This window comes from Solibacillus cecembensis (assembly GCF_050272495.1).
In the GTDB taxonomy this organism is placed as follows: domain Bacteria; phylum Bacillota; class Bacilli; order Bacillales_A; family Planococcaceae; genus Solibacillus; species Solibacillus cecembensis.
The window spans coordinates 1-14,802 of sequence record NZ_JBNNMF010000030.1 but is presented as its reverse complement, the minus strand read 5'-3'; the positions used below and the strand labels follow the sequence as shown (position 1 = coordinate 14,802).

The following is a 14,802-nucleotide window of genomic DNA, read 5'->3' as shown; positions in this document are numbered from 1 at the left end:
TATTTTATTGTTTAGCTATGTAAAAGGTAAAGGTATTGGTTAATTTAAATTTCATTAAAAAATGAGCTGGCAAATATATCTCTAAGCTCGTTGTATTTTGATATCCGTTTTATTTACTAAAGCATCCGATAGTAAAAAACTCACTTTAAAAAGGACTTGTCAAAATACTCCATTACTAGTATTACTAGCCCCAAAATCGACAACAACAATCCTACAATAAATGGGAAACCTAGGAATAAACTTTCAACAGACTCATTCCCATATTGCTTTCCTCCAAAAATTGCATACCACAACTGTGAACCAGACCAACTAGTCATGCTGGGAATATATAATGCTGCCACCACAATTATAGTTAATGTAGTAAATAATCCCCCTAACATTATAAAACCGCCAATTACTGTCCTTTTCATTCTTTTTCCTCCAAACTAAAAATTTTCTTTCCGTGTTTTCATCCGCTTCTATCATCTATTTCTCCAAGCGATTTAGATATCCCTTGTCCCACTAACCTGCTCCGTTACTTTAAATACATTCTTTAACAATCTCAATAGGGGTCCCATCAGAAAAGTGCGGATTTACAACGTTAAGAATTGAGCTGCGTATGCAAGATTTTATACAAAATATGTGCCAGTGTATTTTCGTTTGAACAGCGTTGAAAGCCTTGTTGTATCAAAGTTTAAACGATAATGCATAAATAGGTGTATATGAATAAAATACAGAAAAACACCTAAAAAATTGATGTGACAACGTTTTGAGTGTTTTATGGTGTCCCCAAACTTGCGTTTGGGAACGTTATTTAGGTTTATATTGCATAATGTATAAATTTCCATTAACTGTAACTATAAACGAAAATTAAAATAAAAATTATCGGATAGACAATAATAGTGATTAAAGCTTTCATTTTTATATCCCTAATTGCATTTTCAGTTATTTCAGGTTCTTCTTTGTATATCTCTCGTCTTGAAATAAGTCCAAATTATAACCCCATACAATATAAGCAATAACGCTATTAAACCTCCCATAACTTCTAACACCACCCTAAAGTATTTAGTAACTAGTATACGATTGAATTTCTTATTTGTTTCAAAATTTATCCAATCGCTACTTTCATTGAGATTCTATTTATATGTTACAACCATTCAGAACAAGTGAATCGAACAGTCTTCTTTAAAATTATTTTTCGCAGCGTTTCAGAGTGTTATTTTCTATAAAAAACAGCGACAAACACCGATTTAACAGTGTTTGTCGCTGTTTGAAATGTTACCAAGCTTTAATTTGGGGACGTTATTTGTATAGACTCGTATAACGTTTATTAAACATAGTGTTCAAATAATATTTTCTGAAATATGTTAAAGTAAACCTGCTTATTTTTGACAATCAATAAAATATGTATCATATGATTGTTGCAGTTTATAGCCAATTTTTTCAGCTAATTTAACGGATTCTTCATTAGCACCATCCCAATTAGGGTACTTTCGGCTATCTAAGCAATGTAATATTAAAGTAGCAGCGATAATTGTTGCTAAACCTTGCCTTCTATAATCAGGGTGACTAGCAACTTCAATCTCAATCCCATCATCATATATACTAAACGACGTTGCAGCAGAAACAACTTGACCGTTATTGATAATCGCATAACCTATTCCTCTATTAATAAAATCATCAATAGAATCAAACTGACTTACGAAGTCCTCAGAAAGTTCATGGAAAGAGGGGTCTTGTGCTATCGTTTTATCTATTCGCTTAATCTCATATCCATCAGGTAGTGTTGATATTAGACTTTGTATATGTTTTTTATTTAAATTTTCCAGATTCTTTTCAAATCTATATCGTGGAAACTTCTCTATTGAACCAACGTGAACCGTTTCGATACGATTTTTCCATTCCTCTGAATCAACAATTGCAAGAGTAAAATCAGGTAGATTATTAAGTAATTTTTCAGCTGCTTTTGTGTCTGCATTTCCAGCAAAAAACACAAAAATCCCCACTGTTATTTGAGCAACAGTCGGATTCTCAAGGTCATCCACCCAAGCAGTTCCCATATGTCCTTGAAGGCATGAGAGAATTATCGTGCTATCAATTTTTTCAAACATCGGGATTAATTTTTGCCTTACATGTAAATCTGCTTCAAATATCATTAAATTCCTTCTTTCTTACACATAATTTTCACTTACATCATCCATAATAACCTAAAAAAGGTATAATTACCATATTTTTTATTGTACAAAGTATTAATTGAAGAATTCCGCTGCATTAATTTGAATACAAATCTTCCCAAAGCGTCGTTTGGGAGATTCTTGAAAGGATCTTTCACTAAAGCCCCTGTTAGTCTGAGTTAAAAGCTTCACAAACTTCTGATTGAATAGGATTGTAATTACTACCTTAAAAAGCAATTAAAGTTGTTCTTTCATCATTTGCATCTGTAATATACTCTGTATTTCCATAACCATTAGCTGTTGCCTTCAGAAATAAATGCTGAATTGTGTTTTGGTCTTTGGCATAAATAGTTACATATGAGCAATCGACAATAAGGAGCACAAACTGGCAATCACTTTCAACAAATTCCTGATAAGTTGCAATCTCTCGCACATTTGAGGTTTTAGAAAATGCCTTTAAATCAACAAATATAAGGTAATAATCATCCATTGAAATATTCCTATAAAGCTCCTCCCCATCTAATAGACAAGCAGTTGAAAACAAGGGTTTGGTTGGAAATAGTGGTTTTCCTAAGGTATCCCTTTGAATCACATAAGACTCTCCAGCACCAATTTTCCAAGTCCATTCTTTTATATTGAGCTCATCTAAAAGTTCTAACAAATATTTCCCATAAGCATTTGGAATTTCAAACGATATACCTCTCATTCGTAAACCTCCATCTATCTTTTGTCCAAGCACTTACTATCTTGTTGAACTAACCTGCTTCGTTAGTTTAAGTACATTATTTCACAAACCCATTATATTTTAACATAAATATCCATTTGCGTTTAGGGTAGTAGCCATCATACCATTATATGAAAAATCAACCTTTACCTTTAACATAGCCTATTGTTTTTAGGAAATGCTTATAAAATTAATACGCTTTCATACGTTAATGCATGAATAACATTTACTCAATAAGAACATGTAAAGCTCATAAATAATATAAGGGGATAAGTATTGGTATGACAAGGTTTGAGGGATTGTATTGAGATTAACAGAATATAAGATATGTTAATGTCATTAAGGCATGGTAAAATTATTATCATATTCGTAATGGGAGGTTTGAATATGAAAGTATTTGTATTAGAATGAAGTTCACCGCTAGACTTAATGAGCGGAGTTTCGGAAAGTAAAGCGTTAGAGGAAATATGTAAGACGATGCAACATAGTGTTACAAGTTTTTTTGTAAAGTCTTCAAATGAATTTGATACTGCGATAAATTATATTGCAACTATAGATGATTACGTTGACGATGAAGATGAAAAAGAGCAAATTTGTATACATATCAGCTGTCATGGAAACAATGATGGTCTAGCTTTGGGGAAAGATTTTTTAATGTGGGAAGAAGTTGCGAATTCATTATTACCTTTATTAAAACTGCAAAGATTAAAGAAACCTATTTATTTAGCGATCTCTGCATGTGGTACAGATAACCAAAAAATATCTTCTGCGATAAGAAAAATCTTTAATAAGGAAAAAATTAAACCACCTAAATTTATTTTTGTTATTAACCAAAAAGAGGTAGGGTGGAACGACGCACTGCTAAATTGGACTATTCTATATCATCAAATTGACTATTTAAATGGCGCAGAAGATTTAAGGGACTTACTTACAAGGATTGTTGAATCGGGCTTTGGAAAGTTAAAATATTATAGATGGGATGTTTTGAATAAAAAATATTTCACTTTTTATGGAGAAAAGGTTAGAAACTGATACTTTGGCAGGATTGTGGCAGTAAGTTGGCAGACTTTTTCTGTTTCACCATGTTAAGATAGTAGTATGTAATAAATATCAAACAACATAACGATCGGCGATGCGGCACAAGCTGCGTCGTCTTTTTGTTTGGCTAGAATAATATTTTTGGGTCCTCCTGGAGACCTTTGCATCTCCTGCGGGTCTCGCGAGGCACAGAAACGGTCTAGATATAATGCAAAAAAGTTGGTTCCTTCCAACCTTTTAGATTTTCAAAAATTATATTGAATTGTTGGGAGTGAAAATAATGTCCAATGGAAAGTCAAAAGTAGACAATGCGGTTGTCTTAAATACAGAAGCAATTGCAAAAATGTTTAATATGACTAGTCGTCGTGTTCGCCAATTAGTAGAAGAGGGAGTAATTGAGCGAGTTGGTCTTGGCCGATTTAATCTGGTTGATACAGTTAGTAAATATGTGAATTTTATTAAGTTATTGGCGGACGCTTATATCAATGCCAAGGATTGGGCGAATACAACGCGAGTTATGCAGCTGTATAACAAAAGTGGTGGAAAGGTCCTCCAAGGTCTAGTGGATCGCCGTAAAGAGGAAGCAGAATTATTCTTAAAATCAAGTACAGTAAATAAAAAGGAAGTGTTAAAATTGAACGAAACAGGACGAAAAGAAATCCGTGAATTATTAAAAAAAGCACGTAAAGCCAAAATTATCGATACAGCGTTTCACACGGATGAAAAGATCAATGCATACACAGATACGGAATTATTAAGCTATCAAGCTGCTGTGGTTAATCGTACTTTCAAATAAATTCAAAGCCCGTCACGCTGTACAAAATACAGTTGTGGCGGGATTTTTTGCATTTATAAACTACAAAACGTATTTTGTGAGAATTCTGTATATTTAAAGGGTATTTAGAATTATAAATAGAATAATCTAATAAGACATTAGAAGGGGGAGCATGCGAATGAGAAAAACAATAGTTATAGTCGAGTTTCATTATAAATATCAAGAACTTATCGTTGAGGGAACTTCTGCTTTATTTTTTGATGAGGGTGCAACTATACCGATGACCGATGCCGAACTTTTGAAGGAAATCAAGTTACAATATGGATACGATGCCATCAAGATTTTATATAAACAAAAGGCGTAAAAAAAATAAGCCATCCACTGATTTGTGGATGGCTATTATTTTTTTGTCCCTATAAAAAAATGCACCTGCCATGCAAAATTTTAAATAAAATCCGCCCCAAAATAAGTGGGGGAGAACGGGGGAATATGGCAATGTGGGAAAATTACCCATCCCTCAAAACATTGATATATCAAGGCTTTGGGAGTTAAGAGGGTTACTTAATTTTCTCTTTATCCTTCCACTCTAAAAACTCATCATAAGTTAATGGCTTATCAAGGATTGAACCGTCTTCACGGATTTCAATTACGCGATTAGCGATTGTTTGGATGAATTGGTGGTCATGAGATGTGAATAACATGGCACCTTTGAAGCGGATTAAACCTTCATTTAGCGCTTGGATTGACTCAAGGTCTAAGTGGTTTGTTGGTTCATCTAGTAATAAAACGTTAGAATTGTTTAACATCATTTTTGATAACATACAACGTACTTTTTCTCCACCTGAAAGAACGCCAGGAGATTTTTTAACTTCTTCACCAGAGAATAACATACGACCTAGGAAGCCACGTAAGAAGCTTTCTGTTTCGTCTTCAGGTGAGTAAGGGCGTAACCATTCTACTAATGATTTTTCACCGCCACCGAAGTATTGATCATGATCCATTTCGAAATAGCTTTGAGATGTTGTAACACCCCATTTGAATGTACCCGCTTCTGCTTCTTTGCGCTCCATTAAAATGTCCATTAACGCAGATTTCGCAATTGGGCTACCTAATAAAATGATTTTGTCCTCTTTGTTCATGTTGAAGCGAATGTCTTTGAATACATTTTGCCCCTCATGAGAAGCTGTTAAACCATCTACTGTTAACACATCATTCCCGATTTCACGACCAATTTGGAAGTTGATGAATGGATATTTTCGGCTTGATGGTTGGATATCATCTAGTTCAATTTTATCTAACATCTTTTTACGAGATGTTGCTTGAGAAGATTTTGATGCGTTTGCAGAGAAACGGGCAACGAATTCTTTTAGCTCTTTAATTTTCTCTTCTTTTTTTGCATTTTGGTCAGCCATTAACTTTTGAGCTAATTGAGAAGACTCATACCAGAAGTCATAGTTACCAACATATAGCTTAATTTTACCGAAGTCTAAGTCAGCGATATGTGTACATACTTTGTTTATGAAGTGACGGTCATGCGAAACAACGATTACTGTGTTATCGAAGTTCATTAAGAAATCTTCTAACCATTTGATTGCTTTAATGTCTAAGTGGTTGGTAGGCTCATCCAGTAGTAAAACGTCTGGTTTGCCGAATAATGCTTGAGCAAGTAATACTTTGACTTTGTCCGAACCTTCAAGGTCAGCCATCATCATGTAATGTAATTCATCGCCAATTCCTAAACCGCCAAGTAATGTTGCGGCTTCAGATTCAGCTTCCCAACCGTTTAAGTCTGCGAATTCGCCTTCTAATTCAGCAGCACGCATGCCATCTTCATCAGAAAATTCTTCTTTCGCATAGATTGCGTCTTTTTCTGCTTTTACTTCCCATAAACGTTTGTTCCCCATCACAACTGTATCTAATACGTTGAACTCATCGTATTCGAAGTGGTTTTGTTTTAGGACAGATAAACGCTCGTCTTTACCCATTGATACGTTACCTTCTTGGGCTTCGATATCACCAGATAAAATTTTAATGAAAGTTGATTTACCAGCACCGTTTGCACCGATAAGGCCGTAACAGTTTCCTGGTGTGAATTTAATATTTACATCGTCAAATAATTTACGGTCGCCATAACGAAGACCAACACCTGATACTTGAATCATGCAAGTACCTCCTTGATATTTTAGATTGTTATTTTGTGGTTTGTTAACGATTAAAACCTTTTTACACAATGCTTTTCATTATACCACATCGGGTGGGGAAAATTAAGTATAAAGATGAAATCATTAAAATGTGAAAGTTAATGGGTATGTAAATTGAGTTATTAATGGAAAAGAATAGGGATGTAAAAATTTAAGAAAATCTCTGATTATTACCTAATAAAATTTGATGGGGAAGTTGAAATGAACAGGAGAGTAAAAGAGTTACAAATTGATGATTTCTCGTTTAAGCCTTCTTTATCATTACCATTATAGAAAGAAAAATATATGGTAGGTAAGTATTAGATTTAGGGGGACACGTTACGTTCACTTTTTTATTTTTACTTAGCTTTACAATCTAAACAATTCCATATGAACGAATAAGGAATATTAATTTCGGTCAGTCGGCTATCGAATTTCAATCGTCCTTTTCGTTTTTTTATTGGACTTGCGATAATCACTCACTTTGGCGGACTAGTGCATGACTGCGTTAGAGCCATGATATACATGACTCTACCACTGTTAGTAATGCCATATGAATCAGGGCATTATTTTGCAACGAAACCCAGTATTTGGTGCTACTCTTATTCAACCAAGCGTTTGTGCAAATTTCCCTAAATTAGGGCGAATTTACATAAGATATGTGCGATTTCATACGGCATATGTGCAATTTTTGAAAGATACGTGCGAATACCGATGAATTTCCTATTTTAAAGCGTAAATGCACACACGCTTGTCAATTAAATCAGATAGAGTATTGAACTCCCGGCACGCCAAATTGTAAAGTAACTCATCCGAGAGCAACATCGTGACGACCCATCCACCGCATAGGAATACGAAACTTATGACCATAAACCGACCTATTTTCAAATTTTTTTACTGATTCCTATTATTGAGGAATAAATTGACCTTTATCAAATGGTTATTTATTTTTTTTGCGCTTTACATAAGTTCTCTTATACGTATAAATAGTTATAACAGTTATAACAACTAAAATTATTACAATGACAGATATTAAAGCCCATATTGAATTACCATCTTCAGAATCGGTTTCAGTTTTTAATGTATCTACAATTTCTGTTACATCTGATGCTATTTTTTCATTAGTATCAGATCCAGCAATCTTATCATTATCAGACTCAGAAGCAACTAGAGCATTCATTGTAAAAGTAAATGAACCTGATAATGGGTGTCCGTCTTGGCTAATAATATCCCATTTAACTGTATAGTTGTCATTTGGAAGAGGTGAAGCTATATTACCGGTTAGTACATCATCATTTATTGCAAACGATTCCATTGCCATTTCTGAACCATCACTTGCAAGTACTTTAAAGGAACTGCCATCTTCAATTTTACTTGAATAGTTTAATTCAATCGTTTGTAATTCCTCTGTGACTGTCGCACCATCTGTTGGATTTGTTAATTCTAAGTTCGTGTGTGCATAAGTCTTTGGTACAACTAGTAAAAATGTAGCAACAAGCGTAAACATTAATTGTTTTAACATTTAAATAACTTCCTTTCATCATCATTTTTACCCACTCCTAATTGTAGTGATAAACCCACTTTTCCAAGTTTGGAATTAAAATTCCTGATAAATGGAGTGATAATTTTAGTATGACCCAAAATCTGTAGAAATATTTGATGACAGCATACTAATCAGGGAAGTGGTTTTTATTATTTAAAATAATCAATAGTTCAACCAATAGATTGTCCGTTTTTTTGAACTTCAAGTAAGGAAAATGGAACAGCTATAGTTGCAATAGCATTATGTGGTGTTATTTGGTTAACGAAAGGTGTGAAGGGGTACAATTTTGTTGATTAAAAGAGTTATAAAATCTTGCTATGTAATTATCAGAGTCTCCGCTTGCAGTACGGATAAAGCAAATTTGTGGCTTTGCTTTATTTACTTGTTTCAATATATATAGATCTAACAATGGATTATCCGGTTCCATTGAAAAACCACCACCAAGTGCGATTATTTGTCTCATCTATTTACTCCTTTATAGAAAAGTATTTTTTAGAAGCAAATTCTTATAAGATAACTCACATTAATCTTATGAGGAATATTCGGTGTTAATTGCAATTCAGTTAACGAGGATTACACAATCGTACTGTAAAGAAAAGGCGAGCGCGGCAACTCCATTGTCACACTTAGTAGAATATGCTTTACTAACATAGTGATGAAAATCTAAAAATGAGTAGAATTTTAGTTTACATAATATATTTATAGTTAAGGAGAATGGAATGAAGAAATTACTATTACTATTACTATGTGTAATGCTGTTATTAGCAGCTTGTTCAGAGCCAGAAGAAAATATGTCGGTTGCTCAAATGCTCCCGAGTAAGGAAAAGGAAACACCACCAACTTATAATTCACAAGTGTCAATTTATACAACAAATAGTGTAACAACGGGATTTGTTATTGCGGAGGATGAACGTAATAAATGGATTTTAACGAATGCGCGTGACGTTTCGCATCATCCAAATGTGCTGATTCATGACCAATTGATGCTCATTGGAGGGGTGGAAGGAATTGATGTGCAGCATAATTTGGCCATCATTCGTATGCGAAATAGCCATGATTTTCATGTGATGGAGCTAGTAGATACACCAATTGTGGGCGGGGTCAATGTGACAACGAATGAAATGCAATATTATATAGCTGATAGTGATTCCACTCGCGCTCCAAAAGAAGCAATTGAAAACTTATTAAAAGAAACGATAGAGAAGCCACTAAAATGGCAGGAACGTTTTGAGAAAAATGCTCAGTTGGAAACGGCAGAAATCGTAAGTTCAGAAACACCGATTACAAATTTTTACGAAAAAAATATCTTCACCTATAATCCGGATCAGTTGAAAAACTTTGCAATGACGTTCATAACACAATTGAATGCTGGAATTGAAGCACAAAATTTAAAGAATCTAGAACCCTTTGTTGCGTCAGATGATGTTTTGGAATACTTGCAATATGTGAAGAAGCCGATTGAAAAGTATGAAATAAAAGAGGCCAAAAAGGAAGGAGTCTATTATTTTGTCAATGGGGTGGATGCAGAAAAAAGGGAAGTACGTCTGTCGATTATTAAACAGCAAGAGCACTATCAAGTGATAGGAACGAATTTAATTGAAGAGTCGAAAATTGAGGATGAAAAAACACCAGTGATTATGCTGCAAAAAGAGGCAATAGAGGAACAAAAAACTGTATTGCAACTGTTTTTACGCAAGCATGTACTTGCGATTAACTTAAAGTCACCCGTAGATCAAACGATATTTTATTTGAAGCATCAGGATAAAAAAATCAGTGTAAAAATGGAGGGGACAGAAAAATCGTTTGATTGTAAGGAACTTGTCTTTAATGAATCACAAATGAAGGTTCAATTAGTAGGATGCTCAGGTGGAAAGCAGCAAAACTACACATGGGATTATGAGTGAAAGCTAGGTCGAATTTACGGGCAGACGGCTAAACCTAGTTAGAAGAAAAAGCTGCGCGGTGAACTCAAAACCGCGCAGCTTTTTTATGATTTCATGACCGATGTAGCGGGTACTTTAATCGTAAATGATTTTGGTAGAAGGAAGCACACAACACTGGCGATAATGCAGAGAACGCCGGCAATTGAAAATGACACGATATACGTATTGTACGTTTCATATATCCAACCACCGAAAAATGTACCAAATGCTGCACCAATTTGATGTCCGATGAAAAATGCCCATGCATTAAGCGGTCCCAGTAATTTTAATCCGTAATAATCACCTAAAGAAGCAGTAGACATTGCAATCGAGCCCGACCAAACAAGGCCGCAACAAAGTGCAACGGTAAATAATTGCATGTTCGTTGTGGAAAGGACAAGAAAAATAAAGCCCAACCCTCGAACAAAATACACAATAAAGAGTAAGTTTTTGCGCGGAAATTGATCGGCCAGTTGCGCTAAAAATAACGAACCAAATATCGCAACAAAACCAATCATGCCGATTCCAAAGGCAGCTGTTTTCGCATCAAATCCATGACTCATCAGCATCGGTACACCGTGAGAGCCAAGTAAATTCATACCAAACCCACAAGCAAATAAGCCGATAACAATTTGCCAAAACGGTAATGTTTTCACAACATCTGTTATCCGAGCACCACTATCGAAGTTAATTTTGTTAGCAAGCTTTTGCCCAGGTATTAAGTCTGCGCCGTCTGGAGCGTTTTCTTTAATAATGAAAAAAGCCATTGGAATGACGAGAACAGCAAACATCGCCGAAATAATGACCAGAGTCATTTTCCATCCGAAAGAATCGATTAAAAAAGTAGAAAGGGGCGTCATCACAGCTAATCCAGCCATTCCACCTGTAGAAAGATAAAATAATGCTTTACCACGCTGGCGAATAAACCACTTACTAATGAGTGGAGAGAGCGCAATATTGCTTAAACAAGCTAAACCGATGGACATTAAAATGCCGTAATTTAGCATAAAAAGCCAGTAGTTCGCAAAAGAAATCGTGCCCAGGACAGATAAAATTAAGATACCTAAACCGAATAATAGCATGCCTTTCGCATTAAATTTCGCATAAAAATAAGCAGCAATTGGCATCCCGATCCCATAAAAAATCATGCCAACTGCAATTACTGTTGAAAGTGCCGTTCGAGAGTAGCCAAGCTCCGTCATAATTGGCTCAACAAATGGTCCAATCCCCATACGCATTCCCATTGTCAATACGACCATAATAGATCCTGCTAATACCATATACCAGCCAAAATAAATTTTTTTCATAACACTCATCCTATCTCTGTCTATTTTTGGATATGTACATGATCTACAACTAAATTTTTTCGCTAGTAAACTGTTAGATTTTTTAGATTAATCATTATTTTAAGTGAAAAGGAGCTCATTGTATATATATTGAACTTTACAATACAAATACATATTATACGACACTATATATTAAAAGGATAAAGACTAAAATAGCCACCAAGAAAAAAGGATTTACCAAATTAATGTGTAATAAACAACTAAAGACACCGATTTTCACAAAAAAAATTGAGCAAATTTCAAAAGGAGGGACAAGATGCATTTTCCAAAGCAAATTGAAATCATCGAAGTCGGTCCGCGTGACGGGCTCCAAAATGAATCAACTTTTGTATCTACTGAAAAAAAACAAAAACTTGTTAAACTATTAGAAAAAACAGGGGTGCAGCGGATTGAAACCGCTTCATTTGTGCATCCAAGGGCAGTACCACAAATGGCGGATGCAACGGAAATGGCACGTTTTAGTTTGGAACAAGGATTGTCCTTTTTAGCGTTAACACCGAATTTGAAGGCACTTGAACTGGCCATTCAAAATAACGTGCCACAAATTGCTGTTTTTGTAGGTGCATCGGAAACGTTCAATCAAAAAAATATTCGACGAACGATTGATGAATCATTAGCTGAGTGCACAGAAATGTTTGCTCGGGCAAAAGAAGAGAGACTATTTATCCGGGGTTATGTGTCCATGTGTTTTAGCTGTCCTTATGAAGGAGCCATTTCTTATGATCAAGTAAAAAAAATTGTAAGTCATTTTGCCCGGCATGGGGTAGATGAAATTTCAATTGGTGATACGAATGGGCAAGCAAATCCAAAAATTATTTTTGAGCGTTTTACGAAATTAAAAGAGGATTTCCCACAGACTGTATTTGTGGGCCATTTTCATGATACAAATGGCTTGGCACTGGCAAATATTTTGGCTGCTATACAAGCTGGTGTTGAAAGATTTGATGCGTCAATCGGCGGGTTAGGGGGCTGTCCATTTTCACCAGGAGCAACAGGTAATGTAGCAACCGAAAAAGTCGTTTCGATGCTGCATCAAATGGGCATTGAAACGGGGATAGATGAACAATGCTTAACTCAAGCTAGTACTTATACTAAAACACTGTTTGAATAACTAAAAATGAACGAATAAAAATATTTAGTTTACATAATTATATTATGTAAACTAAATTAGTTCGTAACCTTGCTAAAAAAATAGTATAATAAATTCACTATGTTTTTTTACTGGAGGTACTATGTTAAATCTTGCATTGCAACAATTGAAAACGTATTTTGGCTACGATGCATTTCGTCCAGGACAATCCAACGTAATCGAAAATGTTTTAAATCGTAATGACACACTCGTAATTATGCCAACAGGTGGCGGGAAATCATTGTGTTATCAAATCCCAGCACTGTGCTTGGATGGGACAACAATCGTTATTTCACCACTTATCTCACTAATGAAAGACCAAGTGGATATGCTTGTGTCCAGTGGGATTGATGCGGCGTTTATTAATAGTTCGTTAAGTTTCGAGGAAGTACAAAATGTGATGTACCGTGTGAGAAGTGGGCAAGTGAAGCTGTTATACATAGCACCAGAGCGTTTAGAAAATGAACGGTTTTGTCAGGAACTCGCTCAAATTCAAGTGCCGATTCTTGCAATTGACGAGGCACACTGTATATCGCAATGGGGGCATGATTTCCGCCCGAGCTACCGAACGATTCAAAAGCTACTGACATTATGGGACAATAAGCCGACGATTCTTGCGCTAACTGCTACAGCAACAAAAGAAGTAGGCCAAGATATTCGTGAATTATTAAGCATTGAACTTCATAGCACGTTTATTACAGGCTTCGAACGTGATAATTTAAAGTTTTCCGTATTGCTTGGTGAAAATAAGGAAGCATTTATTAAAAGTTTTATTAAAAATAATGCGAATGAAGCGGGTATCATTTATGCCTCAACACGAAAATCGGTTGAGTCGGTTTATGAGCTATTAGCACGTGCTGGTATAAAGGTGGCCAAATATCATGGTGGGATGGCTGAAGAGGACCGCACATATGAGCAAAACCGCTTTTTAAATGATGAAGTGCAAATGATGGTTGCGACGAACGCTTTTGGTATGGGGATTAATAAGACGAATGTGCGTTTTGTCCTTCATTACAATATGCCGCGCAATATCGAAAGCTATTATCAGGAAGCAGGGCGTGCAGGGCGTGACGGTCTCCCGAGTGAATGCATTTTACTGTATGCGTCAGCGGATGAACAAACACAGCGCTTTTTAATCGACCAGGCACAGGATCGTTCGAGAATTCCGATGGAGCTTACAAAGTTGCATAAAATGATTGACTATTGTCATACAGAACAATGTTCACAACGCTATATAGTAGATTATTTTGATGATGAGCAAAATCATTCGGACTGTGGTCGTTGTGCGAATTGCTTGGATGAGCGTCCGAAGCAGGATGTCACAGAGGATGCACAAAAAGTGTTGTCTTGTATCGTGCGCATGGGTCAAAAATTCGGTAAACAAATAACCGCGTCTGTTTTAGCAGGCTCTCGAAGTAAAAAGGTATTAGAGTTTCGCTTTGAAAAGTTGCCGACGTATGGTATTTTACGACATATGAATGCAAAAGAAATTGCCAGCTTTATTGAGTTTCTAATCGCTGAAAAGCTCATTCAAGTGAGTAATGGGCAATTCCCAACGATATTTATTTCTGATGAGGGGAAAACGGTGTTAATGGGGAAACAACAGGTGCTACGTAAGGCGATGTTGCCAATTAAAACAGTCTTTGAGGAAAATGATCCGCTATTTGAAGAGTTACGAAAAATTCGTAAAGAAATTGCTGATCGAGAAAAGGTTCCACCATTCGTCGTCTTCTCAGATAAATCACTGAAGGATATGTGTGTACGTCGCCCGAAAACGAGCACGCAATTTTTAGAAGTAAGCGGTGTTGGGGAAAGTAAGTTAGAGAAATACGGGAAAACATTCGTGGATGCGATTATAGCGTATGAATAGCGAATAAAAAAGAGCAGGAACGCCATGTGGGACTGACCCCCGTATATAAGACAGAGGTCAAAAAAGTATTTATCCAACCAGTTGTCGGTATTGAACCGGCGACTGGTTGTTTAATTTCGCTT

The 14,802-nt window shown here is 35.6% G+C and carries 12 protein-coding genes and 1 pseudogene; 6 read left to right on the top strand and 7 right to left on the bottom strand.

Translation table 11 applies throughout. The features are described 5' to 3' along the window. Positions 1–140: 140 nt before the first annotated feature. The 3 genes from ACQKIH_RS19905 to ACQKIH_RS19895 form a co-directional block, all read right to left on the bottom strand. Positions 141–410 (bottom strand): hypothetical protein, encoded by a 270-nt coding sequence (locus ACQKIH_RS19905; RefSeq protein WP_427768390.1) that lies wholly within the window; start codon positions 408–410, stop codon positions 141–143. Between the two features lie 951 nt (positions 411–1,361). Further along, a complete protein-coding gene (locus ACQKIH_RS19900) occupies positions 1,362–2,135 on the bottom strand; it encodes a GNAT family N-acetyltransferase (RefSeq protein ID WP_427768389.1) in 774 nt (257 codons plus the stop codon). 244 nt (positions 2,136–2,379) lie between these two features. Beyond that, complete coding sequence (locus tag ACQKIH_RS19895) at positions 2,380–2,859, bottom strand: DUF2691 family protein (protein ID WP_427768388.1); 480 nt, start codon at positions 2,857–2,859, stop codon at positions 2,380–2,382. A 447-nt stretch (positions 2,860–3,306) separates the two neighbouring features. Between ACQKIH_RS19895 and ACQKIH_RS19890 the strand changes: the two genes are divergently transcribed. The 3 genes from ACQKIH_RS19890 (at position 3,307) to ACQKIH_RS19880 (ending at position 5,054) form a co-directional block, all read left to right on the top strand. Further along, the gene (locus ACQKIH_RS19890; protein WP_427768387.1) at positions 3,307–3,909 is read left to right on the top strand and encodes a hypothetical protein; all 603 of its coding nucleotides are present in this window, start codon (positions 3,307–3,309) and stop codon (positions 3,907–3,909) included. 286 nt (positions 3,910–4,195) lie between these two features. Beyond that, on the top strand, positions 4,196–4,711 hold the full coding sequence (locus ACQKIH_RS19885) for a glycoside hydrolase family protein (RefSeq protein ID WP_427768386.1): 516 nt from the start codon (positions 4,196–4,198) through the stop codon (positions 4,709–4,711). A gap of 157 nt (positions 4,712–4,868) precedes the next feature. Next, positions 4,869–5,054, top strand: a complete 186-nt coding sequence (locus ACQKIH_RS19880; RefSeq protein WP_427768385.1) for a hypothetical protein — start codon at positions 4,869–4,871, stop codon at positions 5,052–5,054. Positions 5,055–5,247: 193 nt separating this feature from the next. Here ACQKIH_RS19880 and ACQKIH_RS19875 read toward each other — a convergent pair whose 3' ends face one another. From ACQKIH_RS19875 to ACQKIH_RS19865, 3 genes and pseudogenes are all read right to left on the bottom strand, one after another. Continuing rightward, complete coding sequence (locus tag ACQKIH_RS19875) at positions 5,248–6,852, bottom strand: ABC-F family ATP-binding cassette domain-containing protein (protein ID WP_427768384.1); 1,605 nt, start codon at positions 6,850–6,852, stop codon at positions 5,248–5,250. Between the two features lie 958 nt (positions 6,853–7,810). Beyond that, positions 7,811–8,392: a copper resistance CopC family protein gene (locus ACQKIH_RS19870; RefSeq protein WP_427768383.1), complete on the bottom strand. Its 582-nt coding sequence runs from the start codon at positions 8,390–8,392 to the stop codon at positions 7,811–7,813. 274 nt (positions 8,393–8,666) lie between these two features. Continuing rightward, positions 8,667–8,876: pseudogene (locus ACQKIH_RS19865) on the bottom strand (Type 1 glutamine amidotransferase-like domain-containing protein); the annotation flags it as partial. 256 nt (positions 8,877–9,132) lie between these two features. Between ACQKIH_RS19865 and ACQKIH_RS19860 the strand changes: the two are divergent. Then, complete coding sequence (locus ACQKIH_RS19860; protein ID WP_427768382.1) at positions 9,133–10,317, top strand: hypothetical protein; 1,185 nt, start codon at positions 9,133–9,135, stop codon at positions 10,315–10,317. 83 nt (positions 10,318–10,400) lie between these two features. Here ACQKIH_RS19860 and ACQKIH_RS19855 read toward each other — a convergent pair whose 3' ends face one another. After that, the gene (locus ACQKIH_RS19855; protein WP_427768381.1) at positions 10,401–11,642 is read right to left on the bottom strand and encodes an MFS transporter; all 1,242 of its coding nucleotides are present in this window, start codon (positions 11,640–11,642) and stop codon (positions 10,401–10,403) included. A gap of 295 nt (positions 11,643–11,937) precedes the next feature. Between ACQKIH_RS19855 and ACQKIH_RS19850 the strand changes: the two genes are divergently transcribed. Continuing rightward, on the top strand, positions 11,938–12,792 hold the full coding sequence (locus tag ACQKIH_RS19850; RefSeq protein ID WP_427768380.1) for a hydroxymethylglutaryl-CoA lyase: 855 nt from the start codon (positions 11,938–11,940) through the stop codon (positions 12,790–12,792). 121 nt (positions 12,793–12,913) lie between these two features. After that, complete coding sequence (recQ, locus tag ACQKIH_RS19845; RefSeq protein WP_427768379.1) at positions 12,914–14,680, top strand: DNA helicase RecQ; 1,767 nt, start codon at positions 12,914–12,916, stop codon at positions 14,678–14,680. Positions 14,681–14,802: the final 122 nt, after the last annotated feature.